Annotated in this window: 25 protein-coding genes, 1 tRNA gene, 1 pseudogene and 1 riboswitch; of the genes and pseudogenes, 15 read left to right on the top strand and 12 right to left on the bottom strand. The window is 68.5% G+C overall.

Features of this window, described 5'->3' with window-relative positions:
• The first annotated feature begins 195 nt into the window (after window positions 1-195).
• Complete coding sequence (locus tag IBL26_RS01515; protein WP_187782674.1) at window positions 196-396, top strand: hypothetical protein; 201 nt, start codon at window positions 196-198, stop codon at window positions 394-396.
• A 48-nt stretch (window positions 397-444) separates the two neighbouring features.
• On the opposite strand, the gene IBL26_RS01520 is transcribed toward IBL26_RS01515, so the two are convergent.
• From IBL26_RS01520 to IBL26_RS01555, 8 genes are read right to left on the bottom strand one after another with little or no spacing between them, the layout of a single operon-like run.
• Window positions 445-2046 (bottom strand): ABC transporter ATP-binding protein, encoded by a 1602-nt coding sequence (locus IBL26_RS01520; RefSeq protein ID WP_187782675.1) that lies wholly within the window; start codon window positions 2044-2046, stop codon window positions 445-447.
• Window positions 2043-2864: an ABC transporter permease gene (locus IBL26_RS01525; protein WP_187782676.1), complete on the bottom strand. Its 822-nt coding sequence runs from the start codon at window positions 2862-2864 to the stop codon at window positions 2043-2045. Before IBL26_RS01525 ends, IBL26_RS01520 begins: the two co-directional genes overlap by 4 nt.
• On the bottom strand, window positions 2864-3808 hold the full coding sequence (locus IBL26_RS01530) for an ABC transporter permease (RefSeq protein WP_187782677.1): 945 nt from the start codon (window positions 3806-3808) through the stop codon (window positions 2864-2866). Before IBL26_RS01530 ends, IBL26_RS01525 begins: the two co-directional genes overlap by 1 nt.
• A gap of 3 nt (window positions 3809-3811) precedes the next feature.
• Window positions 3812-5371, bottom strand: a complete 1560-nt coding sequence (locus tag IBL26_RS01535; RefSeq protein ID WP_187782678.1) for an ABC transporter substrate-binding protein — start codon at window positions 5369-5371, stop codon at window positions 3812-3814.
• Complete coding sequence (locus IBL26_RS01540) at window positions 5371-6507, bottom strand: C45 family autoproteolytic acyltransferase/hydolase (protein WP_187782679.1); 1137 nt, start codon at window positions 6505-6507, stop codon at window positions 5371-5373. Before IBL26_RS01540 ends, IBL26_RS01535 begins: the two co-directional genes overlap by 1 nt.
• Window positions 6508-6519: 12 nt before the next feature.
• Window positions 6520-8088, bottom strand: coding sequence for an ABC transporter substrate-binding protein (locus tag IBL26_RS01545; protein ID WP_187782680.1), 1569 nt, complete (start codon window positions 8086-8088; stop codon window positions 6520-6522).
• The gene (locus IBL26_RS01550; RefSeq protein WP_187782681.1) at window positions 8085-8963 is read right to left on the bottom strand and encodes an alpha/beta hydrolase; all 879 of its coding nucleotides are present in this window, start codon (window positions 8961-8963) and stop codon (window positions 8085-8087) included. Before IBL26_RS01550 ends, IBL26_RS01545 begins: the two co-directional genes overlap by 4 nt.
• The gene (locus IBL26_RS01555; protein ID WP_241748867.1) at window positions 8963-10408 is read right to left on the bottom strand and encodes an amidase; all 1446 of its coding nucleotides are present in this window, start codon (window positions 10406-10408) and stop codon (window positions 8963-8965) included. The genes IBL26_RS01550 and IBL26_RS01555 overlap by 1 nt, the downstream gene beginning before the upstream one ends.
• A gap of 64 nt (window positions 10409-10472) precedes the next feature.
• Here IBL26_RS01555 and IBL26_RS01560 point away from each other — a divergent pair, with 64 nt between their 5' ends.
• The 3 genes from IBL26_RS01560 (at window position 10473) to IBL26_RS01570 (ending at window position 13749) form a co-directional block, all read left to right on the top strand.
• Window positions 10473-11393: a GntR family transcriptional regulator gene (locus tag IBL26_RS01560; RefSeq protein ID WP_187782682.1), complete on the top strand. Its 921-nt coding sequence runs from the start codon at window positions 10473-10475 to the stop codon at window positions 11391-11393.
• A gap of 66 nt (window positions 11394-11459) precedes the next feature.
• On the top strand, window positions 11460-12794 hold the full coding sequence (locus tag IBL26_RS01565) for an aspartate aminotransferase family protein (RefSeq protein ID WP_187782683.1): 1335 nt from the start codon (window positions 11460-11462) through the stop codon (window positions 12792-12794).
• Window positions 12795-13008: 214 nt separating this feature from the next.
• A complete protein-coding gene (locus IBL26_RS01570; protein WP_187782684.1) occupies window positions 13009-13749 on the top strand; it encodes an SDR family NAD(P)-dependent oxidoreductase in 741 nt (246 codons plus the stop codon).
• 352 nt (window positions 13750-14101) lie between these two features.
• Here the strand turns inward: IBL26_RS01570 and metZ are convergent.
• A pseudogene (metZ, locus tag IBL26_RS01575) lies at window positions 14102-15289 on the bottom strand (O-succinylhomoserine sulfhydrylase); the annotation flags it as partial.
• A gap of 66 nt (window positions 15290-15355) precedes the next feature.
• A riboswitch (SAM riboswitch) is annotated at window positions 15356-15434 on the bottom strand.
• Between the two features lie 68 nt (window positions 15435-15502).
• Between metZ and IBL26_RS01580 the strand changes: the two are divergent.
• Window positions 15503-15577: transfer RNA gene (locus tag IBL26_RS01580), tRNA-Gly, on the top strand.
• 13 nt (window positions 15578-15590) lie between these two features.
• On the opposite strand, the gene IBL26_RS01585 is transcribed toward IBL26_RS01580, so the two are convergent.
• Window positions 15591-16373 (bottom strand): HugZ family pyridoxamine 5'-phosphate oxidase, encoded by a 783-nt coding sequence (locus tag IBL26_RS01585; protein WP_187782686.1) that lies wholly within the window; start codon window positions 16371-16373, stop codon window positions 15591-15593.
• 104 nt (window positions 16374-16477) lie between these two features.
• On the opposite strand from IBL26_RS01585, the gene IBL26_RS01590 reads away from it, so the two are divergent.
• Window positions 16478-17248 carry an enoyl-CoA hydratase/isomerase family protein gene (locus tag IBL26_RS01590; protein ID WP_187782687.1) on the top strand — a complete coding sequence of 257 codons (771 nt, stop codon included), beginning with the start codon at window positions 16478-16480 and terminating at the stop codon, window positions 17246-17248.
• Here the strand turns inward: IBL26_RS01590 and IBL26_RS01595 are convergent.
• Together IBL26_RS01595 and IBL26_RS01600 are read right to left on the bottom strand one after the other, a co-directional pair.
• Window positions 17235-18026, bottom strand: coding sequence for a glycosyltransferase family 2 protein (locus IBL26_RS01595; protein WP_187782688.1), 792 nt, complete (start codon window positions 18024-18026; stop codon window positions 17235-17237). The genes IBL26_RS01590 and IBL26_RS01595 overlap by 14 nt on opposite strands.
• Before the next feature lie 52 nt (window positions 18027-18078).
• Window positions 18079-18801 carry a lysophospholipid acyltransferase family protein gene (locus IBL26_RS01600; protein WP_187782689.1) on the bottom strand — a complete coding sequence of 241 codons (723 nt, stop codon included), beginning with the start codon at window positions 18799-18801 and terminating at the stop codon, window positions 18079-18081.
• A gap of 206 nt (window positions 18802-19007) precedes the next feature.
• Between IBL26_RS01600 and IBL26_RS01605 the strand changes: the two genes are divergently transcribed.
• The 9 genes from IBL26_RS01605 (at window position 19008) to IBL26_RS01645 (ending at window position 25925) form a co-directional block, all read left to right on the top strand.
• A complete protein-coding gene (locus tag IBL26_RS01605) occupies window positions 19008-19784 on the top strand; it encodes a class I SAM-dependent methyltransferase (RefSeq protein WP_206684118.1) in 777 nt (258 codons plus the stop codon).
• Between the two features lie 34 nt (window positions 19785-19818).
• On the top strand, window positions 19819-20616 hold the full coding sequence (locus IBL26_RS01610) for a polysaccharide deacetylase family protein (RefSeq protein ID WP_187782691.1): 798 nt from the start codon (window positions 19819-19821) through the stop codon (window positions 20614-20616).
• A 199-nt stretch (window positions 20617-20815) separates the two neighbouring features.
• Window positions 20816-21673, top strand: a complete 858-nt coding sequence (locus IBL26_RS01615; RefSeq protein ID WP_187782692.1) for a MipA/OmpV family protein — start codon at window positions 20816-20818, stop codon at window positions 21671-21673.
• A 238-nt stretch (window positions 21674-21911) separates the two neighbouring features.
• Window positions 21912-22184 carry a phosphopantetheine-binding protein gene (locus tag IBL26_RS01620; RefSeq protein WP_206684119.1) on the top strand — a complete coding sequence of 91 codons (273 nt, stop codon included), beginning with the start codon at window positions 21912-21914 and terminating at the stop codon, window positions 22182-22184.
• Window positions 22181-22831 (top strand): hypothetical protein, encoded by a 651-nt coding sequence (locus IBL26_RS01625; RefSeq protein ID WP_187782693.1) that lies wholly within the window; start codon window positions 22181-22183, stop codon window positions 22829-22831. The genes IBL26_RS01620 and IBL26_RS01625 overlap by 4 nt, the downstream gene beginning before the upstream one ends.
• Window positions 22824-24179: an AMP-binding protein gene (locus IBL26_RS01630; protein WP_187782694.1), complete on the top strand. Its 1356-nt coding sequence runs from the start codon at window positions 22824-22826 to the stop codon at window positions 24177-24179. The genes IBL26_RS01625 and IBL26_RS01630 overlap by 8 nt, the downstream gene beginning before the upstream one ends.
• Complete coding sequence (locus IBL26_RS01635; protein WP_187782695.1) at window positions 24176-24466, top strand: hypothetical protein; 291 nt, start codon at window positions 24176-24178, stop codon at window positions 24464-24466. Before IBL26_RS01630 ends, IBL26_RS01635 begins: the two co-directional genes overlap by 4 nt.
• Complete coding sequence (locus IBL26_RS01640; protein WP_187782696.1) at window positions 24463-25359, top strand: LpxL/LpxP family acyltransferase; 897 nt, start codon at window positions 24463-24465, stop codon at window positions 25357-25359. The genes IBL26_RS01635 and IBL26_RS01640 overlap by 4 nt, the downstream gene beginning before the upstream one ends.
• On the top strand, window positions 25356-25925 hold the full coding sequence (locus tag IBL26_RS01645) for a LolA family protein (RefSeq protein WP_187782697.1): 570 nt from the start codon (window positions 25356-25358) through the stop codon (window positions 25923-25925). Before IBL26_RS01640 ends, IBL26_RS01645 begins: the two co-directional genes overlap by 4 nt.
• Window positions 25926-25960 lie beyond the last annotated feature (35 nt).

Genomic DNA, 25960 nt, shown 5'->3' on the forward strand with positions numbered 1-25960 from the left:
AGGTGCGCCCTGCGCCTCCCATGCGGTCAGGTTCAGTAACGCGGATCACGGCGTGGCGCCAAGCGCCGCCTTGCCGATCCGCACGCCGTTTGGCCGGTGGCGGCAGGCTGGTGCGTGGCGGGTCAACGGAATGGCGATTGATGCGTTACCCCCGCATCCTGCACTGCGCAGACGCAGGTAGAACGGAGGTTACAGATGCGGAATCTTGGATTTGGAATGCTCGGCCTCGGCCTGCTGCTCGGTGCCTGTGCACCGGATGGCAGCAACTATGCCGCGCCCGCCTCGGGGCAGGTTGTCCGCGAAGGTGGCCGGCCGGCCGAGCCGCGCCCGACCGCACCGCCGCCGCCGGGCACGCCGATCATGAACACGACGCCCAGCACGGGCCCGTCCCGCTAAGGGAACTGGCATTCGCTGTGCCTCCGGACAGGAGGCACAGCGAGGCTGCTAGGATACGGCTTCCAGCCTGGGGGCCGCTTCCAGCAGGGCCTGGGTGTAGGGATGGACAGGGGCATCGAAGATGCTGTCCCGGTCGCCTTCCTCCACCAGCTTGCCATGCTGCATGACGACGACGCGGTCGGCGATTTCCTCGACCGCGGCAAGGTCATGCGAGACGAACAGGCAGGCGAAGCCGCGTTCCTGTTGCAACTTGCGGAATAAGGTTAGGATCTGCTTCTGGACCGTCATGTCCAGCGCACTGACAGGCTCATCCGCCACGACCAGGGCTGGGTGCCGCACGATGGCGCGAGCGATGGCCACGCGCTGGCGCTGACCGCCGGAGAGCTGATGGGGGAAGCGTTCCTCGAAGCCCGGCAGGCCGACATCCTCGAACGTCTTCAACACCCGTTCCCGCTTCTGCTGCGGCGACAGGCCCGGTTCATGCCGCAACGGCTCCATCACGATCGAGCCGATCCGCTGGCGGGGGTCGAGCGATGAGTATGGGTCCTGGAACACGATCTGGCAGGACAGGCGGAAGCGCCGGTAATCGTCGTCGCGCTGTTGGGTGACTTCCTTGCCGCGGAAGAACAACTGGCCGCCCGTCGGCTGCACCAGCCGCAACATGGCGCGCCCCAGCGTGGTCTTGCCCGAGCCGCTGCCGCCGACCAGGGCCACCGTCTCGCCCGGATACAGGGCAAGGTCCACGCCATCCACGGCCTTCACCGCCGGCGTGCGGCGGAACAGCCGCTGCCGGCCCTGGTAATGGACCTGCAGGCCCCGCGCCTCCAGCACCGGCGAAGCCCGTTCCGGCCTGGAACCCGTGCGCGGCACACGGCGGGGCAACGCGTCGACGAGAGCCTTTGTATAGGCCTCACGGGGCGAGGACAGCAGCGCGCGGGCGCCGCCTTGTTCGACGATGCGCCCGCGCTGCATGACAATGGCGCGGTCCGCATAGCGGGCGACGAGGCCGAGATTGTGCGTGATCAACAGCACCGCCGTGCCTTCATGCCGCGCCAGCCCGACCATCAGGTCCAGGATCTCGCGCTGCGACAGGGTATCGAGCGCCGTGGTCGGCTCGTCGGCGATCAGCAATGCCGGCTTCAGCATCATTACCGAGGCCAGCATGATTCTCTGCCGCATCCCGCCGGAGAACTCATGCGGATAGGCGGCCAAGCATTGCTCCGGGTCGCGGATCTGCACGCGCTTGAGCATCGCGATACAGGCGGCGCGGATCTCGGCCTTGGAGAGGGAGGTATGCAGCGCCATGCCTTCCTCCATCTGTGCACCGATGGTCAGGGCCGGGTTCAGCGATACCATCGGTTCCTGGAACACCATGCCAATGGCGGCGCCACGGAGATCGCGCAGCCGATCCGCGCTGACGGTCAGCAGGTCCTCGCCCTTGAAGCGGACGGCGCCGCCCGAGCAGGTCAGCCCCGGCGGCAGCAGGCCGATCACGGCCCGGCCTGTCGCCGTCTTGCCGCTGCCGGATTCGCCGACGACAGCCAGGATCTCACCGGCCTCGACATGGAAGGAGATGCCGTCGACGGCCACCAGCTTGCCGCCGGCGGCGGTGATGCGCAGCGCATCAACTTCCAGCAGGGAAGGGCTCATCGCTCGGCGCTCCTCGGGTCCAGTCGGTCACGCAAAGCATCGCCCAACAGGTTCACGCCCAGCAGGGTCAGGGCGATGCACAGGCCCGGCGCCAGGCTGAGCCAGATGGCGGATTCCATGTACGGCCGAGCGGCCGCCAGCATGTTGCCCCAGGTCGGTGCCGGCGGCGGCACGCCGAGGCCGAGGAAGCTCAGCGCGCTTTCCGCCAGGATCGCCCAGCCGAACATGCTGGTGGCCAGCACGATCAGGGGTGACGCGGTGTTGGGCATGACGTGGCGCCACATCGTGTAGCCCTCCGAATTGCCGATCGAGCGGGATGCCTCGACAAACTCCCGCTCGCGGATGGAGAGCACGGCACCGCGGACCACCCGCGCCACGGTCGGCGCATAGGCGAGGCCGAGCGCCAGGATGATGCCCCACTGGCTGGCGCCGATAACGGCCATCAGCCCCAGCGCCAGCAGGATGCCGGGGAAGGCCAGCAGCGCATCGTTGATGCCCATCAGCACGCGGTCCACCCAGCCGCGCAGAAAGCCTGCCACTAGGCCGAGCAGCGAGCCGAGCAGCACGGCGGCCAGCACCGCGAGACCGGCGACCATGACCGAGGTACCCGCACCGGTCATGATCCGGCTGAACACGTCGCGGCCGACTTCGTCGGTGCCGAGCCAGAACTCCGCCGAGGGCGGCTTCAGGCGCTGCCGCAACGCGACGGCCAGGGGGTTGCGGGGCGTCCAGACGATGGATGCGGCTGCCAGCAGCAGCGTCGCGCCCACCAGGATGCTACCGATCAGGGCATTGGCCCTCAGGCGGATGCGCGGCATCAGGAAGCTGTCACGCGCGGATCGAAGAAGGGATAGGCCAGGTCCACGAGCAGGTTTACCACCACATAGATGGTTGCGATGAACAGCATGCAGCCCTGCACCACGGGATAGTCCCGGGCATAGATGCCGTCGACCAGCAGGCGCCCCAGGCCGGGCAGGGTAAACACGGTCTCGATGACCGCCACGCCGCCGAGGAGGTTGCCCAGTACGATGCCGATGAGCGTCAGGGTCGGCGCGAAAGCATTCGGCAGGACATGGCGGCGCAGAACGCGGCTTTCGCGCAAGCCCTTGGCACGGGCATGGGCCACGTATTCCAGCCGCAGCACATCGATGGCCGCCGCCCGCGCCATGCGGGTCAGGATACCGATCTCGATGAGCGTCAGGGTGGCGACGGGCAGGACAATGTAGAGCGCGGCCTTGAACGCGTCCTCGGAGAAGGAGACGTAGCCGACCACCGGTACCCAGCCGAGCTTCAGCCCAAAGAACAGCAGCATCAACAGGCCGAGCCAAAAGCTGGGAATGGACAGCAGCAGCGTGGCGCCGGAGACGATGGCGAAATCCGCCTTGGTGTTCTGCCGCCACGCGGCCACCGTGCCCAGCGGAATGGCGACGACCGCCGCGATGGCCACCGCGGCGAAGACGATGGTGGCCGTGACCTGAAAGCGGGAGAGCGCTAGCGGAAGCACCGGCAGGTCGTTGGTGGTGGAGCGGCCAAGGTCACCATTGACGGCATGCAGCAGCCACAGGCCGTACTGCACGAACACCGAGCGGTCGAGCCCCATGGCCGCGCGCATGTCGGCCGCCTGCTGTGGATCGGCCTGATCCCCCAGCATCAGCACCACGGGGTCGCCCGGCACCAGCCGCATCAACAGGAAGACGGCCGCCGATACCAGGATGAGCGTGGGGACCGAGAGGATGAGCCGGTTCAGCGCATATCGCAGCATGGTTTAGCGGACCCAAACGTTCCAGAGGCGGGTATGGCCGGATGGCCATGCGCGCAGCCCCTGGATCGCGTCCCGGCCAGCCAGGAAGTCCGGCTGGTTGTAGAGGATGACCATCGGCACATCCTGGGAGAACAGCTTGAACAGCTCGGCCAGGATGGCCTGCCGCTCGGCATCGTCGGTCACTTGCATGCTGCGCTGGACCAGCGCCTGCGCGGCCGGGTTGTCCCACACCTTGCGGGGCTGCGTCTCCTTCGGCCCGGCGATCATCTCATAGGAGAGGGAGGGATCGAGCCGGGCGGAGTAGATAAAGGACTGCATCTGGTAATCGCCACGCGTGTACCGGTCCAGCTGCGTGGCCCAGTCCAGCACCTCCAGTTCGATCTTGAGCCCGGCTTCCTCGGCCATGGCCTGGGCCGCCACTGCGGCGTCGTAGGTGTTGGCGTAGCGCCGGTTCACCTGCATGCGGATCGGCTGGCCACGATAGCCAGCTTCGGCCAGCAGCCTGCGCGCGGCGGCCACGTTACGTGCCGGGCGCTGCGACTGCGCCTCGTCATGCCAGCGGCTGCGGATCGGCACGATGGAGGGATTCTGCTGCGCCATGCCCTCCATCGTCCCCTCGACGATCTGCTGCACATCGAGCGAAAGGGCGAAGGCCTGGCGGATGCGTGGGTCGCGCAGCACCGGGTCCCGCGTCTGCAACAGGAAGGCGGTCACGCCCATGGTGGGGGTGTGCAGCAGCGTGACGCCGGGGCGGGTGCGGAGATCGGTGGCTTCCGCCATCGGCACATCCGTCAGTACATCGACCGAGTTGCCGAGCAGGGCCGCGCGGGCGGCGGAGGCGTCGGGGATGACCACGAAGCGCAGGCGCGCCGCGTAGGCAACCTTCCCGCCGGTGAAGCCATCCATCTCGCCTTGGCGGGAGGCATACCGGTCGAAGCGCGTCAGCTCGATCGACTGGCCGCGTTTCCATTCGCCGATGCGGTAGGGGCCGGTGCCAATCGGCTCGCGCCACTGGCCATCGGCCCCGACGGAGTCCGGGTGCAGGATGGCGGTCTGGCCGCAATCGGCGCGGGCGATGATGCTGAGGAAGATGGCGGACGGCTTGTCCAGCGTGACAGCCACGGTCTGCGCATCGACCGCCTCGACCGAGACGACCTTGGAGAGGCCACGGCCATCCAGATCCGGCAGGCACCGCCACTGCGTGGCCGGGTTCAGGTAGCGCCGCCAGCTCCAGACCACATCGGCGGCGGTCATCGTCGCGCCGTTGTGGAAGGTGACGCCCTGGCGCAGCTTGAAAGTATAGGTGCGGCCGTCTTCCGAAAGGCTCCAGCTCTCGGCCAGCATCGGGCCGACGGAGGTGTCCTCCCGATACGCCACAAGCCCTTCCAGGACGTGCATCATCACCACGTCGGTATTCGCATCCCGGTTGCCGCCTGGCTGGGTGCCGCGGATATCCGAGTTGAGGGAGGCGCGGATAGTATAGTCCCCAGGCGTTTGCGCCAGGGCAGGCTGGGCGGCCCAGAGACAACCCAGGAAGACCGTGCGACCCAGCGCCGCTCGCATCAGGCGGCGACCGCCTGCGCGGCGCCTCCATCCAGCGTGTAGCGGGTGAAAGTCTTGTTGATGGCCGGCAGCGGGGCGATTTCCAGCACGCCGAGCTTGGGCTGCATCAACAGCATCGCCACGGTCGCCGAGAGGTTGCCGGCCAGCGAGAGGCGCGGCGGGCGGCACACCGCCCACGGGTGCTGGAAATCGTCGAACAGCGCGTCCCGGACCGCCGCCATGTCCAGCCGCCCCTGCTTCGCTTCCAGCAGCGAGCGGACCCGCATGTCCCGGTACAGCGTGTCCGGCGTGTTGGCGATGCCGGTATCCTTCAACTTGCCCAGCGCCACGGGGCTCTGCCAGTGGTTGGCGTGCACCAGCATGCCGTTCTGCGGATGCACCAGGAAGGTCTCGTCCGGCGCGCATTCGAAGTTCAGCGCCACGCCATCGGCATGGCTCAGCATGATGTTGTTGGAGCCGGATTTCTTCGTGACGTAGGCAGTGCGCATCGCCATCGCCAGATGCTCCGACTGCAGGAACTTCCGGCGGAGCAGGGCCAGCGGCACGCCCAGCTCGCGGTAGTCGCGGTCGCTTTCCAGGTAGTTCGCCGTGACGGCAACGCCGGCCGAATTCAAGCCTGCCCGTGCCAGCCCGCCGGCCTCGACGAAGGTGAGGATATCCGGGCCGTTCTCTTCACGGATGCGCAGCACCACGCCGGTCTCAGCGCATTCGGACTTCCAGTCCCAGTTCTGTCCATGGACCAGCAAGCCGTCCTGCGTGGCCTCCGGCAGCAGAATCACGCCGGTGCAACCATCCGGGTCCGCCTTGGGCGAGGGCACCGCCGCCGCGGCGCTACGTTTGCCGAGCTGCAGCACCTCAGTTCGTGCGTTGATTAGCACGATATCCTCGAAGGGCACGTTGGCGCCTTCGGAAATGCCGCGCATCTCGGCGACGAAGCTGGGTTCGAAGGCCTCGATGCTCGGCACGAAGTCCCGCGCCCAGCCACGCACGCGCTCGGCACCATGGCCGGCGGCAGAAAGCTGCGCGGCGTAGTGGCCGATGCTGCGGCGAATGCGCTCGGCGGCCTGCTGGCCGTAGAGGCGGCCGCGCGCTTCCGGCGTGCCGTGCAATTCAATCAGGGGGAATGCTTCAACCATGACCAGATATCCTCAGCGCTGCCGCCAGATGCCCCAGGTGACCGGGCGCCCGGCCGGCCAGGGAGTGACGCCCTGCAGATCCTGCCGGCTGGCGACGATCTGAGGCATGAAATAGAGACCAATGGAGGGCACGTCCTGCGCCATCAACGCGTGCATCTGCCGGAACAGCTCGGCACGCCGCGTCATGTCGCTGGTGGCCGAGCTTTCCGTCAGCAGGCGGATCACTTCCGGGTTCTCCCACTGCGCCGAAGCACCCCGCGCCTTCTCGCCCACCAGGGAGCTGAAGGCCAGGCCGGTGTCCAGGCGCGGCGAGAACGAGAAGGACTGCAGCTGGAAGTTGCCGGTGGTATAGTTGGAAAGCTGCGTAGCCCAGTCGAGCACTTCCAATTCCACACGGAAGCCGGCCGCCGTCAGCATGGCCTGGGTCGCGACGGAATTGTCGTACATTCCGTTGTAGCGGCGGTTGGTCTGCAGCTTGATGACCTGGTTGCGATACCCGGCTTCCCGCAGCAGGGCACGCGCCCGTGCCGGGTCGTAGGCCGGCCACGCGCGGAAGCTCTCGTCGAAGAAGCTCATGGACGGGCTGACCGGGGATGGGCTGGGCTCCGCCAGCCCCATGGTGCGGATTTCGGCCAATTGGCTCAGGTCGATCGCATGCGCCATGGCGCGGCGGATGCGCGGATCCTTCAGCACCGGGTCGTTCGTCTGGATCAGCAAGGTGCTCCAGGACAGGCCGGGCGCCGACTGGACGCGTAACCCCTGTGCCCGCAATGCATCGGCGCGCTCGATATCCGCATCCGGCATCAGGTCGATGGCGCCGGTCTGCAACGCTGCCTCGGCCGCGCTCTGGTCCGGAATCACCCGGTAGATCACCTGGTCCAGCATCACGTCCCGGCGGCCGGAATAGCCGCTGGCGGGCGCGGAGCTTGCGCCGTACTGCTCGAAGCGCTGCAGGGTGACCAGCTCGCCGCGGCGCCATTCGCCCAGCTTCCAGGGGCCGGTGCCGATGGGCGCCTGGAACTTGCCGTCCGCCCCGAAGCTGTCCTGGTGCGCTACGACGACGCCGCACTGCACGCTGGCCATCCAGGGCAGGAACAACGCGCTGGGATTGGCGATGCGGTAGACGATGGTGGACGCGTCCGGCGCCTCCACCGACTGCACCTGCAGGCCACCCGACTGGTCGAAGATGCGCCGGCAGGGCCAGGCCTGGTTGTTCCACTGCCGGTCCCACGCCGCCTTCACGTCGGCCGATGTCAGCCGGGCCCCGTTGTGGAACACCGCATTGTCGCGCAGCTTGAAGGTCCAGACCCGGCCATCCTCGCTGGAGGTCCAGCTATCCGCCAGGGCTGGGCCGACGCCCAGGTCGGTCTGGTAGCCGACCAGCCCTTCGTAGATCTGGTGGACGATGCCGTCGGTATTGGCATCCCGGTTGATGCCAGGCTCCAGGCTGCGGATATCGGCGTTCAGCCAGATGGCAGCCCGGCCACCGCGCTGCGGCGCCTGCGCCCGCGCATCCTGGCAGAACGTCGTGGCCAGCGCGGCCACGCAGGCAGCCAGCGCGGCAGTGCGGAACGGGGTCATGGCTGCATCTCCGTCTCGGCTACGGTCCCGCGTCGGGAGCGTGTGAAATGGTGGGTGAAAAAGTCTTCGACGGCTGGCGCCACCCGCGCATAGTCATGCGCGACCCCGGGTACGACATCGCAGCGAACCGCGATCCGCTGTGCCTCCAGGCTGCGGCCAAGGGCCTTGATGCGGTCGATGCGGTTGGCACCCATGGCATCGGCGCCCGGCATCCACAGCCGGCTTTCGCGCGGCACAGCGATTTCCCAGGTTTCCGTGTCATCGCCGCCGACGACGGTCTGCACCGCCACGTCGCGCATGGCGGGGACGTTCAGCGGCTTGCCGAAATGCTTCGCGAAATCCCGCGTGCCGGCCCAGAAATCGTAGCTGTCATCCAGCAGCGTGACGATGCCGGGCGCGCCGATCGATACAGCCTCCAGCGCTTCCGGCTGCGCGTAGAGGAAGCGATGCGCGAAATGCCCACCGCCTGAGAAGCCGAACAGGGACATGCGTGGGCCGCTGATGCGGTACTTCGCCCGCATCTCCGCCGCCATATCCAGCAGGATCTCGTCGTAGCGCAGGTCGCCGGCGCGCAGGAACTTGTAGCTGTTCAGCTCGCCCGGCGCGGTGATGCCGGCGGGAAACAGCGGTGCCAGCAGGATCAGCTGGCACCGCTCGGCCAGGTTGATGAAGGCCTCCCGGTAGGCCGCGTTGTCCCGCAGGGTACCGTGCAGGATGACGAGCAGGGGGTAGGACTGGGTACCCTCCTCCTCATAGCTCTCCGGCACATAGGCGCAGTAGGAGAAACGGGGGTCGCTCTGGCACGCCTGCACCGTCGTGCGGCCGAAATCGTAATAGCTCAGCCGCGTGCCATGGCCTGGAATCTTGCGGACCATTACTGCGCTCCTCGCGGATCGATGGGAAGGATCGGCGGCCGGTGCGCCTCGATGATTTCGGCGGCCTCGTAGCAGAGGGCTTCGCGGAACCGTCCGGCGACGAGCTGCACGCCGACGGGCCAGCCCGCCCCGCCGCCTACCGGCACGGACAGGCCCGGCAGGCCGAGCGCCGAGACGGCCAGCATCGGCGCCTGTTCCCGCAGCATCCGCGCGGTAGTCTCGGCGTCCCGCAAGTCCTCATCCACCGGATAGGGAAGAGCGCAGGAGACCGGCATTACCAGAATGGGCCAGTCTTCCAGGAATAATTGCCACTGGCGCAGTATGGCGTTGCGCTGTGCCAGCGCGGCCAGGCAGGTGCTGGCATCCACCTGCGGCCAGCTCTCCCGCCACAGCGCTAGCGCCCGGCGGATCGCCGCATCACCATGGCGCTCGACCAGCGGCACCAGCCCGGCAATGACATCGGGCATGCCCATGGCCGGCCACAGCGCCGCCGCTTCATGCAGCTGTGGGGGTGCGACCTCTTCCACCGTCCAACCGGCAGCCTGGAGGCGCCAGCCGGCTTCGCGCACCGCGGCAGCGATGACGGGGTCGGTCACGCCCATCTCGGGCACCAGGGCGGCGTGGCGTGGTCGGCGCGGCGGTGGCAGGTCTCCCGTCACTACGTGGCGCGGGTCGCGCGGGTCCGGGCCCGCCATCACCTCCAGCGCCAGGCGATTGTCCCGCACGCTGCGGGTCAGCGGGCCCTGCACGGCCATGAGCTGCGACGAGATCGGCGCAGCGCCCCCGGCGGAGGCGTTGAAGGACGCCACCCGGCCGTAGCTGGGCCGCATGCCCACCAGGCCGCAGCAATAGGCCGGGTAACGGACGGAGCCGGCGATGTCGTTGCCATGGGCAATGGCGCCGATCCCCGCCGCCACGGCCGCGCCCGCCCCGCCGGAGGAACCGCCGCAAGTGATGCCGGCATCCCACGGGTTCAGGGTCGCGCCATGCAACTCGTTGTCGGTGAACCAGCGCATGGAGTAGCAGGGGGTATTGGTGCGGCCGACGATCACCGCGCCGGCCTTGCGGAAATTCGCCACGACCGGGCTGTCTTCCGTTGCCATGACGTCGCGATAAGCTACCACGCCGCCATCTGTGGGATGGCCGGCCTGGTCGATATTCACCTTGATGGTGACTGGCACGCCGTGCAGCGCACCAAGTGCCTGGCCGGAGGCGCGGGCCTTGTCCGCCTGTTCCGCCGCCGCCAGGGCCTCTGCGTCCATCCGCCGCACCACCGCGTTGATCTGGGGATTGACCTGTTCCAGCCGCTGCAGCGTCGCGGCCGTCAGTTCACGGCTGGACAGCACACCGCTGCGGATCAACGCGGCGGCTTCGGTGGCACCCAGGCTCCACAGCGGCACCGTCATGCCTGGATCGAGGCCGGAAGTGGTGCTGGCTGACAACATTCCGCTTGCGGCATCGGGTGTCTCCGGTGGAATGAAGCAAAACGTTAATGTACTTCGGTGTGACATGGAACAGAAAATCGCGTCCTCTGCCTCGCTTCACCTCAGCCGGTTGGCACGCGATCTCCTGACGCCGGTGCTGGAATGGATCCGCCGCGAGCAGCTGGAGCCTGGCGCCCGCCTGACGGAGCAGGCCCTGGCCAAGGCGCTGCGGGTGTCCCGTACCCCGGTGCGCGCGGTGCTGGAGGAATTGGAGCGGCAGGGCGTGGCGGAGCGGCGACCTTCCGGCGGCTATGTCCTGCGCACGCTGGCCTTGCCGACGCCTGAGGCTGCGCATGCGCCGGTACTGGATGATATCGAGCTGCTCTGCCTGCGGATCGCGCGGGACCGGGTCGCCGGCATCCTGCCGCACGAGGTCTCGGAAGCCGACCTGATGCGCCGCTACGGCATCAGCCGGCCGATCCTGCTGCGCGTGTTGGGCAGCCTGTCCGAGATCTCGATGGTGGACCGGAAGCCAGGGCATGGTTGGACGTTCACCCAGACCCTGACGGACCCGGCGGCGCGGGCGGAGAGCTATCGCTTCCGGCTGGTGCTGGAGCCCGCGGGCATCCTGATGCCGAGCTTCGCCCTGCCGCCCGGATGGCTGGCGGAGATGCAGGCCCGCCACCAGGCCATGCTGGCCGCGCCCTGGACCGAGACCAGCGCCATCGCGTTGTTCGAGATGAATGCCTCGTTCCATGACGGCCTCGCCGCCGCATCCGGCAACCGGCACCTGGCCCAGGCGATCCAGCAGCAGACCCGCCTGCGCCGCTTCAGCAATTACGACTGGTCCTGGGGCCGGGCAGGGGTCGTCGCGTCCTGCCGGCAGCATCTGGAGATCCTGGAGCAGTTGGAGCGTGGTGAGCGCGAGGTGGCATCCTTGCTCATGCGGCGGCACCTGGAGCGGACCAGTGCCCTGCCGCCGATCGGCCCGCGCCCACCCGAATAAGGCTTCTTGCTTTTTCTCAGTTCAAAGTGCTGAACTCGCGCCGACATAACCCGTGAGGAGAGGCCGATGAAGGATGCCATGACCGATGCCCCCAGCGCCGAGGCGATGGAGGCCTACTGGTTGCCCTTCACGGCCAACCGTGCCTTCAAGGCGCAGCCCAAGATCTTCTCCGGCGCCGATGGAATGTACTACTTCACGCCCGACGGGCGCCGGATTCTGGACGGCATGGCCGGGCTCTGGTGCGTCAATGCCGGGCACAACGCCCCGCGCATCGCCGCCGCCATCCGCGAGCAGGCCGGGAAGCTGGACTACGTCTCCTCCTTCGGCATGAGCCATCCGCTTGCCTTCGAGCTGGCCCGCCGCATCGCCGCCGTGGCGCCGGAGGGGCTGGACCACGTCTTCTTCGTGAACTCGGGGTCCGAGGCAGTGGATACGGCGCTGAAGATCGCCAGGGCCTATCACCAGGCACGGGGCGATGGCCGCCGCATTCGCCTGGTCGGCCGGGCAAAGGGCTATCATGGCATGGGCTTCGGCGGCCTGTCCGTTGCCGGGATATCCCGCCATAAGCGCGATTTCGGACCCCTGCTGGGCGAGGTCGACCACCTGCCGCACACGCACCACCCGGAGCACAACGCCTTCTCCCGCGGCTTGCCCGCCTGGGGGGCGCATCTGGCGGATGAGCTGGAGGCGATCTGCGCCATCCAGGACCCTTCCACCATCGCTGCGGTGATTGTCGAGCCGGTGACCGGCTCCGGCGGCGTGCTGCCGCCCCCGGTCGGCTATCTGGAGCGGCTGCGGAAGATCTGCGACCGCCACGGCATCCTGCTGATCTTCGATGAGGTCATCACCGGCTTCGGCCGCATCGGCGCCCCGTTCGGCGCGCAGGTCCTCGGCGTCACGCCGGATATCATCACCTGCGCCAAGGGCATGACCAACGGGGCGGTCCCCATGGGCGGCGTGCTGGTGAACCGGCAGGTCTTCGACACGTTCATGGACGGTCCGGCGGAAGCGCCGGAACTGATGCACGGCTACACCTATTCGGGCCACCCCCTGGCCTGCGCCGCCGGCATCGCCGCGCTGGATACCTATGAGCAGGACGGCATCTTCGAGAACACGCCCAAGACCGCATCCGTGTGGGAAGATGCCGCGCACGCGCTGAAGGATGCGCCGCATGTGGTGGACATCCGCAATATCGGCCTGCTCGCGGCGATCGAGCTGGCACCGCGGGCCGGCGCCGGCGGCACGCGCGCGGCCAGCGTTATGCAGCACTGTTTCGACAAGGGCGTGCTGGTGCGCACCGCCGGGGACACGCTGGTGCTTTCCCCGCCGTTGATCATCACTCCGGACGAGATCGACCGGCTGTTCACCACCATTCGCGAAGGGCTGATGTCGCTGAACTGAAGCCCGGCCGTTTCCGGGCGGTGCCGCGGGGGCGGCATCATAAAGGGCGCGGCGCCGGGAGATGCCGCGCCCGCGCTGCGTTTAAGGGTCTGGTAGAGCAGGAAGGCGCTGGAATCGCCAAGACGCGCGAATCATGCGAACACAGGGGCCTTGGCGCGCGGCTCATGTCGCGCCGCGCCCAGCATCCCCAGCCGAGACTTCGGAGACCGCCTCCATGGCGCCTACTCGTCCCATCATGTTGTTGACCGGTGCCAGCCGCGGCATCGGGCACGCGACGGTGAAGCGCTTCCAGGCGGAGGGCTGGCGGATCCTCACCGTCTCCCGCCAACCCTTCTCCGAAGAGTGCCGCTGGCCCGAAGCGCGAGAGAGCCACATCCAGGCGGATCTCTCCGACCCCGCCGCCTTCGGGCCATTGATCGAGGATGTGAAAAGCCGCCTGCCGGATGGAAAGTTGCAAGCTCTGGTCAACAACGCTGGCATATCGCCCAAGGTCCAGGGTGGCGGGCGCATGGGCCTGATGGATACCGATTACGCCACCTGGATGAACGTGTTCAACGTCAACCTGTTCGCCACGGCCACCCTGGCGCGCGGGTTGTTCGGGCCGCTGAAGGCCGCCCAAGGGGCGATCGTCAACGTAACCTCCATCGTCGGCTCCCGCGTGCATCCCTTCGCGGGCGCGGCCTATGCGTGCTCGAAGGCCGGGCTGGCGGCGCTGACACGGGAGATGGCGCATGAATTCGGCGGCCACGGCATCCGGGTCAACGCCATTGCCCCGGGCGAGATCGACACCGCCATCCTCTCCCCGGGCACCGAGGACATCATTCAGCGGCAGATCCCGATGCGCCGCCTGGGCGATGCGAGCGAGGTGGCGGAGACGATCCTGTTCCTCTGCTCCGCCCGCTCCTCCTACATCAACGGTGCGGAAATCCACATCAATGGCGGGCAACACGTCTAGAGCGTGATGGCCTGAGGTGGAAGCACCGGAAGGCGCGAGTTACGCGGCCGAACAGACCGCGCTCCTGCGCCAGCGGCGCGGCGGAAGGGAAGCATCCCTCCCGCCGGCCGGGGGCTCAGGCTTTCTGGCGGCGCTTGGCGGGCTTCGGCGCCGGTTCGGCATCAGGCTCGCGGAACAGGTCCTGCATCGCCGTGACGAACAGGTCCGGCGCAGCCGGCTTGGCGGCCGGGGCAGGCGCTTCCGCCTTTTTGCCACGTGGCTTCGCCGGGGCCGGCGGCGGCACCGGGGCTGAGTCCTCGACCACCTGCTTCCCAGCCGACTTGGCGCGGGGCGCCGCCGGCGTCACGGCGGCCGCATCCAGTGCGGCCGCGATATCCTCGATCAGGTCGGCGACATCTTCCAGGCCGACGGACAGGCGCACCGATCCTTCTGAGATCCCCAGCCGCGCCCGCTCCTCCGCCGGCACCCGCATGTGAGTGGTTGTCGCCGGGTGGGTGATGAGGCTCTTGGCGTCGCCAAGGTTGTTGGAGATATCGATCACCCGCAGCGCATCCAGGAAGCGGAAGGTCGCTTCCTTGCCGCCCTTGATGTCGAAGGTCACCAGCGTGCCGCCGGCGGCCATCTGCTGCTTGGCCAGGCCGTATTGTGGGTGGCTGGCCAGGAACGGGTAGTGCACGCGCTCGACCTCCGCGCGCTCCTCCAGCATCTGCGCGATGGCGGCGGCGCTGCGGCACATGGCGGGCACGCGCAGGTGCAGCGTCTCCAGACCCTTCAGGATGGTCCAGGCATTGAAGGCGGAGATGGCGGGGCCAGTGTTGCGCACGAAGGGCTGCAACACTTCCTCAACCCACTTCTTGTTGCCCAGCACGGCGCCGCCCAGGACGCGGCCCTGGCCGTCGAAATGCTTGGTGGCGGAATAGACCACGACGTCGGCGCCGAACTTCATCGGCCGTTGCAGCAGCGGCGTGGCGAAGACGTTATCCACCACGACGATGGCGCCGGCCTCATGCGCCAGCTCGCACACCGTCGCCAGGTCCACCAGTTCCAGCATCGGGTTGGACGGGGTCTCCAGCAGCACCAGCTGGCATGGGCGCTTGAAGGCCGCCTTCCACTGCTCCAGGTCGCCGCCATCGACGAACTCAGTCTGGATGCCGTAGCGCGGCAGCAGGGTGGAAACGATCCAGTGGCAGGAGCCGAACAATGCCCGGCTGGCCACCACCCGGTCACCGGTCTTCAGATGCGACAGCATGGCAGAGCTGACGGCGGCCATGCCCGTGGCAGTGGCGCGGCAGGCCTCGGCCCCCTCCAACTGCGCCAGCCGCGCTTCCAGCATCTCGATCGTTGGATTGCCGAAGCGGGAATACTGGTAGTGGCTGACTTCGCCGGTGAAAGTCTTCTCGGCCTGGCTGGCGCTGTCATAGACGAAGCCGGAGGTCAGGTAGAGCGCCTCGGACGTCTCATCGAGGTTGCTGCGCATCTGCCCGCCGCGCACCAGCAGGGTGGCGGGGCGAAGCGGTCTGGTGGGTGCGGGCTTGGCCATCGGGCGGCAACTCTCGGGGCTTGAAGGCACCCGGCCCGGTCGGGGCGGCATTGCACGCGATTCCACGCGCAGTCCGCCTCGGCCGTTTAGCGCGGTTCTTTATGCTCGCCGCAAGCTGGCCGGACAAATCGCGAGCACCCCCTTCCGGGAAGTGGGTCGGACCTTACGCCCGGCTTGCCGACCGCACAAGGGCAGGCTAAGAGTGCTCCCGCTGCGGGCGTAGTTCAGAGGTAGAACGTCAGCTTCCCAAGCTGAATGTCGTGGGTTCAATTCCCATCGCCCGCTCCATTCCCCTTTCGCTTCATTGATCTGGCGCTAGACCCCTCTCGCGCGCCGTTCGCGCCATCTGGGCCAGGGTCGCGCGCAGGCCTGCCGCGTCCGCCACCCGTGCGGGGAATGGGATGCGCAGGCCACGATCTTCCAGCACCAGATCCATTCCCTCCGGGTCGAAGCCCGTCACGCGCCAGGGCCCGGCCTCGGCCCGCGCCAGCCGGGTCGCGTAGAGGCCGATCGCATCCGCGTGGTCGGCATTCATGTGCGCGATGGCGTCCGCCTCGCCCGCCAGCAGCGATTCGGCACCGGCCAGCGGCGTCAGCAGGTCGGCGCCGGGAAGGTCCGGCGCGCGCCCAAACCCGGCCACCAGATGCGCGGCCTCCGGCGTGATCGTCCAGAAGCCGAAATCCGGGAAATCGATATACAGCGCCGCCTTCGGATGCCGCTCCAGGAAGCGGCCGCGCAGATGCGGCGCCGTGGCCGGGCGCGCGGTGCCGGAAAGGGTGAGGCGCGGATGCGCCAGCGGGTCGCCTTTCCCCGCGCGGCGCACCAGCAACGAGACGCGGGCGTCGCCGCGCATGTTGCGATCATGCAGCGCCAGCCTGGATGCGAGCAGGACGGGCGTACCGTCGAAATCCGTCGCCATGGCGATCAGCGAGACGAAAGGATGGCCGCCCGCCGGGTCCAGGCTGGCCAATGACGCGGTCAGGGCCTCCCGCAACAGGGCCTTCGCCAGCGCCAGGTGGTCGCCAGGGCCAGGCGGCGGCAGGGCTTCGGTGCGGGGAGTGATGGCGCTGAGATCTTGGCTCATGCCGCCATCCTGCCACGTGGCGGCGTCGCTGGCATGCCCCCGCCTTGCCAGCGCGGTAGCCGGCGGCAATCCTGGCCGCAGCGACGAAGGGGAAGCACCGATCCATGCAGCAGCCAGACGAACCCGGGCAGGTACCCCTGCTGCGTGTGGACGGGCCTGTCGCCACCATCACGCTCCGCCGGCCGCGCCACCACAACCGGCTGGAACCAACTGATCTGGCGGCGCTGATGGACATCTTCCACAGCGTCGAGGCTCAGCCGGATCTCCGGGTCCTGATCCTCACCGCCACGGGCAAGTCCTTCAGCGCTGGCTTCCACATTGGCGCCTTTGGCCAGGGTGAGCCCGACCCCAGCCTGGAAGCGGTGATCGAGGTGCTGGAACGGCTGGCCGTCCCGACCATCTGTGCCCTCAATGGCAGCGTCTATGGTGGTGCCACCGACCTCGCACTGGCCTGCGACTTCCGCATCGGCGTCGAGGGGATGCGGCTGGTGATGCCGGCCTGCCGGCTGGGGCTGCACTACTACCCCAGTGGCATGCGCCGTTACGTTAGCCGCCTCGGGCTCGCCGTCGCCAAGAAGCTGTTCCTGACCGCCGAGCCACTGGACACCGCCGCCCTGCTGGCGGTCGGCTACCTGGACGAGGCCCTGCCGGCAGCGCAGCTGGAGACCCGGGTGCAGGCCTTGGCGCAGCGCCTGGCCGCCGGTGCCCCGCTGGCGGTGCAGGGCATGAAGAAGGCGCTGAACGACATCGCGCGCGGCGATGCGGATGATGCCGAGATCGCCACCCGTGCCGCCGCCGTCGCCCGTTCCGCCGATTTCGCCGAAGGCCGGGCCGCCTGGCATGAGAAGCGGGAGCCGCGCTTCAGCGGGGCGTAAGCTCTTCCCGACCGCCCGGCGCCGGGCGGGCCTTTCGCAGCAGCAGCATGGGCAGCCGCAGCAGGAAACCAGCACCGAGGCGCAGGTGCATCCAGCTCAGCACCACGTTGTCGCGCCCATAGCGGAAATGGGAGACGCCGCCCTCATCCGCGCGCAGGTATCGTACCGGCACCCGGACATTGCGGGCCGGTACGCCCTTCCAGCACAGCCGGACCGCGGCCTCGGCATCGAAATCGTAGCGGCGCATCCACCGGCTGGCGCGCATGATCTCGATCAGCGGCTCCACCGGATAGACGCGGAAGCCGAACAGCGAATCACCGATGCCGTGCCATAGCGTCTCGACATTGGCGCAGGCGTTGGAGAGTCGGCGGCCGCGCACCCGCACCAGCGGTGCCTCCGGGCCGAAGATGGGCTCGCCGAGGATCAGTGCTTCCGGCTCGGCCGCGGAAAGCGCCATGAAATGCTGGATGCTGTCCGGCGGATGCTGCCCGTCCGCGTCCATCGCCAGCGCGTGGGTGAAGCCTTCGGCAGCGGCGGCTTCCAGGCCGTGCAATACGGCGGCACCCTTGCCCTGGTTGCGGGGCAAGACCAGCACGCGCAGGCCACTATCACTGGCCGCCATGGCCTGCAGCTGCGCCGCGGTGCCATCGGTGCTGCCATCCACCACGACCCAGACCGGGTTCCAGCACGCCCTGGCCGACCGCACCGTCTCCAGCACCAGCGGGCCGCTATTATAGGAAGGGATCAGGACGAAATGCGTCCGGGAGAAAGTCATCATGCCCGACCGGTTTTAGGGCAACCCTCGCAGGCTGCGTACTCCCCAAGCTTCATCACGGCGATGCGGGGCGCGAAAGATGGCTTCGCAGATACACCTCGACCTCCCGGCTCAACGCCTGGGCGTCCCCGGCAGCGGGAAAGCGCCGGCCAAGCCGCAGCTTGTAGCGTAGCGGCAGCTTGGGCTTGCGAAACAGCGAGACGCCCTTGCGCAGGTAGTCCGATTCGCACTCGATCAGGATGGTCTGTATCGGCGCCTGCGCCTGCAACGCCATGACGGCGAAGGAGCGGCTGAACGGCCCTGGGCACAGGTCCACCGCATCCTTCGGCGTGCGCGTGCCTTCCGGAAAGATGACGAGTTGCCGGCCGGCGCGCACCGCCTCCGCCGCATTGCGGATCATCGGCAGGGGCGCGTCGTTCAGTACGTAGCCGGCCAACCGCATGCCGCCGCCCAGCAGGATGTTCCGTCCAATGGATGCCTTGGCGATGCAAACGGCGTGGGGAAGGCGGGAGACCAACAACACCGCGTCCAACAGGGAAGGGTGGTTGGCGGCGATGACGATGCCCTGCTCATCCCGCAACGTGTCCAGCGCCGACATATCGCAGCGCAGCAGCCCGCTGCCCTTCAGCATGCCGATATACAGCCGAAACCCAGCTGAGATGGCGCGTTGGCCAAGCGGACGTCCCACCGACGGTGGCAACAGCCACGCCAGCAGCCCGGCCGGCAGGCTCCAGACCAGGCAGATAACCGCAAATGCCAGCAGCAGCAGATAGAACAAGAACGCCTGGAATGCTCCGCCCACGCTCCGTTGGGATGCCGGGGCAGGGGTGTCTGGCGTCGGCGTGGCGCTCGCATGCGTGATGAGTGGACGGTGCTGGTACGGCATGAATGGCGGTTTTGGGCTTCTTCTGCCAGTACCGACCCTAGCCGAGAGGCATGGAAGCGGTCTATCGCTGCGGTGTCGGAAATGCCGAGGATTCGCCTTTGAACGGCCTGCCATCCCAAGAGCATAGCGCCGCATCCTCCGCCAGCGCGCAGGCACCGCACCCCACCCTGCCCAGCTATTACGGGGAGACAGCGGCGCGGGCTGGCTTCGTGCGGCGCCTCTTCGACGATACCGCGGTGCACTACGACCGGATCAATGCTGTGTTCTCGCTCGGCACCGGGGCCTGGTACCGCCGGCAGGCCATGCGCCGCGCCGGCCTGCGCCCCGGCGCCCAGGTGCTGGATGTGGCCTGCGGTACCGGGCTGGTGACGCGGGAAGCCCGCTACCTCGCCGGGCCTGCCGGTCGGGTGATGGGGCTGGACCCCAGCGCCGGCATGCTGTCCGAGGCGCGGCGGCAACTGGGCGGCCCCTTCATGCTGGGCAGGGCGGAGACGCTGCCGCTGGGTGATGCCAGCCTGGACTTCATCACCATGGGCTACGCGTTGCGGCACGTCGCCGACCTGGCGGCGCCCTTTGCCGAGTTCCACCGCGTGCTGAAGCCCGGCGGCACGGTGCTGCTGCTGGAGATCGGCCGGCCGGAAGGGCGGGTCGCTCATGCTTTGGCCAAGGCGTATCTGGGCAAGGTGGTGCCGGCCTTGTGCCGCGTCGCCGCGCCGCGTGCCCGTTCCGGCACGCTGATGCAGTATTACTGGGACACGATCGAGGCCTGCGTGCCGGCAGAGACCATCCTGCAGCACCTGCGCGCGGCCGGCTTTGCCCGGGTCGAGTGCGAGACCACCCTTGGGATCTTCCGCTCCTATATCGCCCACCGCTGAGGCGCCTTCGCCGCGGCGCTGGCGCCCTTCCGCCATGGTGCGGCTGTCGGCCGGGCTGCATGCGGGGGCGGCGGCTGCGCTGCTGCTGCCGGGTGCCTGGCCATGGGCGCTGGGGGCGGTCGGGCTGAACCACCTGGCGCTGACGGCCGCCGGGATGGTGCCGTCCTGCCGGCTGCTGGGGCCAAACCTCACCCGCCTGCCGGCATCCCACGCGCTACGAAACGAGGTGGCACTGACCCTGGATGACGGCCCGCACCCCGACCTGACCCCACAGACACTGGCGCTGCTGGCCGAGCACGGCGCACGCGCCTCCTTCTTCCTGATCGGCGAGCGGGCGCAGCGGCATCCTGGCCTCGTCCGCGCCATCCTGGCCGGCGGCCACACGGTGGAAAACCATACGCATACCCACCCGCTGCATTTCTCCACCTTCGGCATGGCGGCGCAGCGGCGGCAGATCCTGCGTGCCCAGCAGGCCATCCAGGCGGCTGGGGGGCAGCCGCGCTACTTCCGCCCGCCGGTGGGGCTGCGCAATCCGCTGCTGGACCCGGTGCTGGCGGGGCTCGGCCTGCACCATGCCTCCTGGAGCCGCCGGGGCGCCGATGGCTGGCTGGCGGATCCGGTGCGCATCCTCCGGCGCCTCGACGGCGTCGCGGCGGGGGAGGTGCTGCTGCTGCACGATGGCACCTGGCGCCCGGACCCTGGGGGGCGCCCACCCCTGCTGACGGTACTGCCCGCTTTGCTCCAGCGGCTGCGCGCCCAGGGCCTGCGGGCGGTGCCATTGCCGGACCCTTGGCCGGCCGATGCGCCGCGCAGGCAGAATTCCCCGGCTTGAGTGGTCCCGGCCCAGCCGCCGCCGAGCCTCGCGCGGACCCTGGCGAACCGGCTTCGGCACGGCTATGGAACGACAGCCCTGCCACCGCTGCCCAGGACGATTCGTGCCGATACCAACGCTCGCAGCCACGCCCCGGCTGACGCCGGCAGAAGCGTCACCGCCCCCTTCCACAGCAGGCCGCTGGCCAACGAGGCACGTCATGAACCGCTCGCCCGCCTACGTCCTCGGCCTTTGCCTCGCCGCGTTGCCTGTCACGGCGATGGCGCAGGAGCAAACGACCCTGCCGAAATTCGAGGCTGGGCTGGGCGGCGGCGGTGGCTGGCTGCCCGACTATCCCGCTGCCGGGCAGAACCATCTGCGCGGCCTGGTAGTGCCCTACGTGATCTATCGCGGCGAGATCCTGCGCAGCGACGATCAGGGCGTGCGTGGCCGCTTCTACAATTCCGATAGTATCGGGCTGGATCTCAGCTTCTCCGGCGCATTTCCCTCGTCCTCGGACAACAACCGGGCGCGGCAGGGCATGCCGGACCTGGATTGGCAGGGCGAGGTCGGCCCATCCTTCCGGCTGACGCTGTGGCGGGACCAGGAGATACCGCAGCGGCTGAACCTGGAGCTGCCGGTGCGGGCGGTGTTCTCCACCGACCTGTCCTCGGTCCATTACCGCGGCCTCACGGCGTCGCCCGAGCTGGCCTACGAGCGGCTTGGCCTCGGCCGCACGGGTTCCCGCTTGCGTGTAGGGCTGGGGCCGGTCTTCGCGACGGGGCGGCTGATGGACTACTTCTACCGGGTCGACCCCGAATACGCCCGCCCGGACCGGCCGGCTTATGACGCACAGGCAGGGTATCTCGGCACCAAGCTGCAATTCTCCTACCGGATGCCGTTGACCGAGCGGCTCTCCGTGGTCGCGGGAGGCCGCATCGAGTCCTTCCATGGCGCCGCCAATGACGACAGCCCGCTGTTCCGGAACGAATGGAACACCAGCGTGGCCTTGGGCTTCTCCTGGTCGCTCTATCGCTCCGAGGCCCGGGTGAATTCCACCTCCAGCCCGTTCGACTGATGCGGCTGCGCCCTCCCGCCGGTCCAGTAGGGCTGGGGGCGGCGCAAGCACAGCCCGTGCCGAGACCAAGCTGCCGCAGAGTACCGGCAGCGAAACGTCTTCAGCATTGGAGACGACGCCCAATGCAACGGAACACTGGCGAGAGCGAAACGGGCCAGCCAGCGGCTTTTTTTGAATGGTTCCAGGGGTTGCGACGGGCTAAACCACCCTCAGCGTTGGCCGGACCGGCCCAGGGAGGATGATCTTGAGTTCTGCGATAGCCATGGAATCCGAGGTGGCTGCCTTGATCGTCGAAGCCCTGCATCTGGAAATGGCGCCGGAAGACATTGCCCCTGACGCCCCGCTATTCGGGGAAGGCCTGGGCCTGGATTCCATCGATGCGTTGGAAATCGCCCTGGCCGTGTCTCGCCGCTATGGCTTCCAACTGCGTTCGGACGATGAGCGGAACGGCCAGATCTTCGCCTCCCTGCGGAACCTGGCGGCGCATATCGAGAAGAATCGCGTTCAGTGAGGCAGGCCGGGGCGCTGTCGCGCCCGCTGCTCGGGCCGATGCTGGTGCGGTCGGTGCCGCTGGTCGGCCTGGCCACGGGTGCGTTGGCGCTGCGCTGGCTAGGGCAACCGGCTGCCGCCGCGGTGGTCGGGTTGGGCGGGATCTCGCTTTATATCGGCAGGCATCTGGGCCGTGTGGCGCGGCTCGGGCTCGGGGTCGCGCTGGCTGGCGTCGCGATGGTCCTGTGGTCGAGCCCGGATGCCATGGGGCTGCTGGTGCGGTTGCTGCCTTCCCTCGGCATGCTGCTGATGGCCTCGCATTTCGGCATTACGCTGCTGCCGGGCCGGGAAGCGCTGATCACCCGCTACACGCGGCATGACCCCGGCGTCTGCGTGGACGAATCCGCTGGCTATACCCGCACGCTGACCTGGCTGTGGACGCTGCTCTTCCTGGCGCTGGCGCCGCTTTACGCACTGGCGTTGCTTGGCCTGCCGCCGCTGCGCAATGTGGATGGCGGGCTGCTCTTCACCCTCAGTGCCTTGCTGATGCTGGCACTGTTCCTGGGGGAGCATGTGGTCCGCACGCTGCGCTTTCCCCATTTCGGCATCGCGACGCCGCTGCGCACGTTGCGCGCCGTCCTTGCCGCCACCATGGCCGCCCATGCCTGACACGTTTCCGCTGACCGACCGTGCCTCCGGCGACATCATGTTCTATCGCGGGGCGGAAGCCATCACGGTCGGTCGGTTCCTGGCCGATGTGGCGGCGCTGGCATCCAGGCTGCCACAGCGCGCCTACGCGCTGAACCTGTGCCTGGACCGCTACCATGCCTTGCTCGGCCTCGCCGCCGCCGTCAGCCGTAGCCATGTCATGCTGCTGTCGGCCGACCGCACGGAGCGGCGGGTGGATGAGATCGCCGCCGGCTATCCGGACCTGTACGTGCTGACGGATGCGGACGCCGTGGCACATGCCAGCGGCTGGCAGCCGCCCGCCGACGCCCTGTTCGTCACGGCCGAGGGCCAGGGCGAAGGCGGGCCCAACCCCGAGATTCCAGCCGCGCGCGTCGCCATCATCGGCTTCACCTCCGGCAGCACGGGCGAGCCTGCGGCGCACCCGAAGCCCTGGGGTGCCCTGGTGGGCGCCACCCGCGCGGCCGCCGCGCGGTTCGGCCTGACGGGGCCGGGGACCACGACGCTCGTCGCCACGGTGCCGCCGCAGCACATGTATGGGTTCGAGACGACGATGGCGATGCCGTTGCATGCCGCGACCGCCAGCCATACCGGCCCGCATTTCTACCCCGTCGAGATCGCCGAGGCGCTGCGCGAGGTGCCGGCGCCACGCGTGCTGGTGACGACGCCGTTGCAGATGCGGGCCCTGCTGGGGTCGCGCGAGGCGCTGCCGCCGTTGATGAGCGTCATCTCCGCCACGGCCCCCCTGGCACCGGAGCTGGCGAACGAGGCCGAGCAGGCCTGGAAGACCCCGGTGCTGGAGATCTACGGCGCCACGGAAATCGGCTCTATCGCCAGCCGCCGCACCACCGCCGGCGATGCCTGGACCTTGTATGACGGCATCGTGCTGGAGCGGGATGCGGAGGAGAACGTGCATGTCGGCGTGCCCGGCATGCCGGAGCTGGTGCCGTTGGCGGATGCCGTGGCCTTCCTGCCTGATGGTGGCTTCCGCCTGCTGGGGCGGCGGACCGACATGGTCAAGCTGGGCGGCAAGCGTGCCTCGCTCTCCAGCCTGAACCGGCTGCTGATGCAGGTGGAAGGCGTCGAGGACGGCGTGTTCGTCGCACCTGAAGACCTGGACAGCAACCCGGCCGCGCGGCTGATGGTCTACGCCGTGGCGCCGCAGCGCAGCGCGGGCGAGATCCTCTCCGCTCTGCGGCGGCAGGTGGAGCCGGTGTTCCTGCCACGCCGCGTGGTGCTGGTGCCTTCGCTGCCCCGCAACGAGATCGGCAAACTCACGCGGCAGGCCCTGGCCACGCTGGGGCGCCAGCCCGCACAGGACGCCGGATGAGCGTCTTTTCCCTACCGGCCGGGCATCCCTGCTTCGAAGGCCATTTCCCCGGCCGCCCGCTGGTGCCGGGCGTGCTGCTGCTGGACGCCGTGTTCCTGGCGGTGGCCGAGGCCGGTTATGGCACTGTCAGCCGCCTGCGCCATGCCAAGTTCCGCGCGCCAGTGGGGCCGGACGTGGCGATGGACATCATCCTGCAACCGCTCGCCGCCCACCGCATCGGCTTCCGGTGCGAATGCGGCGGGGCGCTCGTCCTGGCCGGTGAAGTGGAAGTGGCCGTCTCGCTGTGACCTGGACCCGTCAGAAGGAACGCGGCAGCCTCGCGGCCCTGCGGTTGATGGCCTGGATCGTCACCCGGCTGGGGTACCGCATCGGCTACGCGCTGCTCTACCCGATCGCCACCTACTTCTTCCTCTCCTCGCCCTTGCAGCGGCAAGCAGTGCGGCGCTTCCAGCGGCGAGCCCTGGGGCGGGAGCCGACGCGGCGCGAGGTGTTTCGTTCCTTCTTCGTCTTCTCCGCCACGTTGCTGGACCGCCTGTTTCTGGTGGATGGCAAGCGGCACGGCTACGAGTTGCGGGTCGTCGGGCTGGACCTGCTGAACGAACGGATCGCGCGGGGGCAGGGGTGCATCCTGCTCGGCGCCCATCTGGGCAGCTTCGAAGCGATGCGCGCCGTGGCCGATACCGGCTGCCCGGTCGAGGTCGTCGCGCTGATGCACCAGGAGAACGCGGCGAACGTCGCCAGCTTTTTCGCGGAGTGGGGGCCACGCCAGGCCGCCGCGGTTATTCCCCTGGGCCGGCCGGACGCCATGCTCCGCGCCAAGGAATGCCTGGAGCGCAACGGGCTGGTCGGCATCCTGGCGGACCGGACGCCGGGCACCGGCAAGGTGACCCGTGTGCCATTCCTCGGCACCGACGCTGCGTTCCCCCTGGGGCCGCATATCCTGGCCGGGGTGCTGGACGCCCCGGTGATGATCGCCTTCGGGGTATGGACCGGCCCACGAAGCTACGAGGTGCATTTCCAGCCTTTCGCCGATCGAATTACCATCGACCGGCGAGACCGACAGGCAGCGCTGGACGTTATCGTCCGGGATTATGCGTCGCGCTTTGAGGATATCGCTCGAAAATTCCCCTATAACTGGTTCAATTTCTACGATTTTTGGGAAGAGTTCGGCACAGGATGATGCTTCGCTTCGTGGCTGCCCTGCTGGTCGCGCTGGCCCTCTGCCGGCCCGTATCGGCCGAGACGACGTTGGAAGGCACCATGCAGGCCCTGGCCGCCATCCGGGAAGCCCACGCCACCTTCAGCGAGGACAAGGCGATCCCCGAGCTCAGCGCGCCGCTGCCCAGCACGGGCACGCTGACCTGGGTCGCCCCCAATCGGCTGGAAAAGCACACGACCTGGCCGAGCGAAGAGATCCTGCGCATCGAAGGCGACCGGCTGCTGCTGCAGCGGCCCGGCCAGAACATCCGGCAGGAGCTCAGCCTCGACCAATCGCCGGATATCCGCCCGTTCGTGGAAGCCATCCGCTCAACTCTGGCCGGTGACCTGCCGACTCTGCGGAAGTACTTCGAGGTCAGCTTCGCGCCGGAAGGCAATGGCTGGCGCATGCGGTTGACGCCGCTCTCCATCCGGATTCGAGCCGCTCTGCAACTGGTTGATCTGCATGGAGAGGGCGCCCAGGTCCTGCGGGTGGAAACGCGCGGAAGCGACGGTACGACGCGGCTGCGGATTACCCCGAGCCCGTGAGGCTGCCGCTCCCGATCCAGGCCGCGAGCAGGGCC

Source organism: Teichococcus aerophilus (genome assembly GCF_014490485.1).
In the GTDB taxonomy this organism is placed as follows: domain Bacteria; phylum Pseudomonadota; class Alphaproteobacteria; order Acetobacterales; family Acetobacteraceae; genus Pseudoroseomonas; species Pseudoroseomonas aerophila.

Excerpts from the sequence above, each read along its gene's own strand:
- IBL26_RS01515 (WP_187782674.1), top strand. The coding sequence starts at position 196 with ATGCGGAATCTTGGATTTGGAATGCTCGGCCTCGGCCTGCTGCTCGGT.
- IBL26_RS01520 (WP_187782675.1), bottom strand. The coding sequence starts at position 2,046 with ATGAGCCCTTCCCTGCTGGAAGTTGATGCGCTGCGCATCACCGCCGCC.
- IBL26_RS01525 (WP_187782676.1), bottom strand. The coding sequence starts at position 2,864 with ATGCCGCGCATCCGCCTGAGGGCCAATGCCCTGATCGGTAGCATCCTG.
- IBL26_RS01530 (WP_187782677.1), bottom strand. The coding sequence starts at position 3,808 with ATGCTGCGATATGCGCTGAACCGGCTCATCCTCTCGGTCCCCACGCTC.
- IBL26_RS01535 (WP_187782678.1), bottom strand. The coding sequence starts at position 5,371 with ATGCGAGCGGCGCTGGGTCGCACGGTCTTCCTGGGTTGTCTCTGGGCC.
- IBL26_RS01540 (WP_187782679.1), bottom strand. The coding sequence starts at position 6,507 with ATGGTTGAAGCATTCCCCCTGATTGAATTGCACGGCACGCCGGAAGCG.
- IBL26_RS01545 (WP_187782680.1), bottom strand. The coding sequence starts at position 8,088 with ATGACCCCGTTCCGCACTGCCGCGCTGGCTGCCTGCGTGGCCGCGCTG.
- IBL26_RS01550 (WP_187782681.1), bottom strand. The coding sequence starts at position 8,963 with ATGGTCCGCAAGATTCCAGGCCATGGCACGCGGCTGAGCTATTACGAT.
- IBL26_RS01555 (WP_241748867.1), bottom strand. The coding sequence starts at position 10,408 with ATGTTGTCAGCCAGCACCACTTCCGGCCTCGATCCAGGCATGACGGTG.
- IBL26_RS01560 (WP_187782682.1), top strand. The coding sequence starts at position 10,473 with ATGGAACAGAAAATCGCGTCCTCTGCCTCGCTTCACCTCAGCCGGTTG.
- IBL26_RS01565 (WP_187782683.1), top strand. The coding sequence starts at position 11,460 with ATGAAGGATGCCATGACCGATGCCCCCAGCGCCGAGGCGATGGAGGCC.
- IBL26_RS01570 (WP_187782684.1), top strand. The coding sequence starts at position 13,009 with ATGGCGCCTACTCGTCCCATCATGTTGTTGACCGGTGCCAGCCGCGGC.
- IBL26_RS01585 (WP_187782686.1), bottom strand. The coding sequence starts at position 16,373 with ATGAGCCAAGATCTCAGCGCCATCACTCCCCGCACCGAAGCCCTGCCG.
- IBL26_RS01590 (WP_187782687.1), top strand. The coding sequence starts at position 16,478 with ATGCAGCAGCCAGACGAACCCGGGCAGGTACCCCTGCTGCGTGTGGAC.
- IBL26_RS01595 (WP_187782688.1), bottom strand. The coding sequence starts at position 18,026 with ATGATGACTTTCTCCCGGACGCATTTCGTCCTGATCCCTTCCTATAAT.
- IBL26_RS01610 (WP_187782691.1), top strand. The coding sequence starts at position 19,819 with ATGGTGCGGCTGTCGGCCGGGCTGCATGCGGGGGCGGCGGCTGCGCTG.
- IBL26_RS01615 (WP_187782692.1), top strand. The coding sequence starts at position 20,816 with ATGAACCGCTCGCCCGCCTACGTCCTCGGCCTTTGCCTCGCCGCGTTG.
- IBL26_RS01620 (WP_206684119.1), top strand. The coding sequence starts at position 21,912 with ATGATCTTGAGTTCTGCGATAGCCATGGAATCCGAGGTGGCTGCCTTG.
- IBL26_RS01630 (WP_187782694.1), top strand. The coding sequence starts at position 22,824 with ATGCCTGACACGTTTCCGCTGACCGACCGTGCCTCCGGCGACATCATG.
- IBL26_RS01635 (WP_187782695.1), top strand. The coding sequence starts at position 24,176 with ATGAGCGTCTTTTCCCTACCGGCCGGGCATCCCTGCTTCGAAGGCCAT.
- IBL26_RS01645 (WP_187782697.1), top strand. The coding sequence starts at position 25,356 with ATGATGCTTCGCTTCGTGGCTGCCCTGCTGGTCGCGCTGGCCCTCTGC.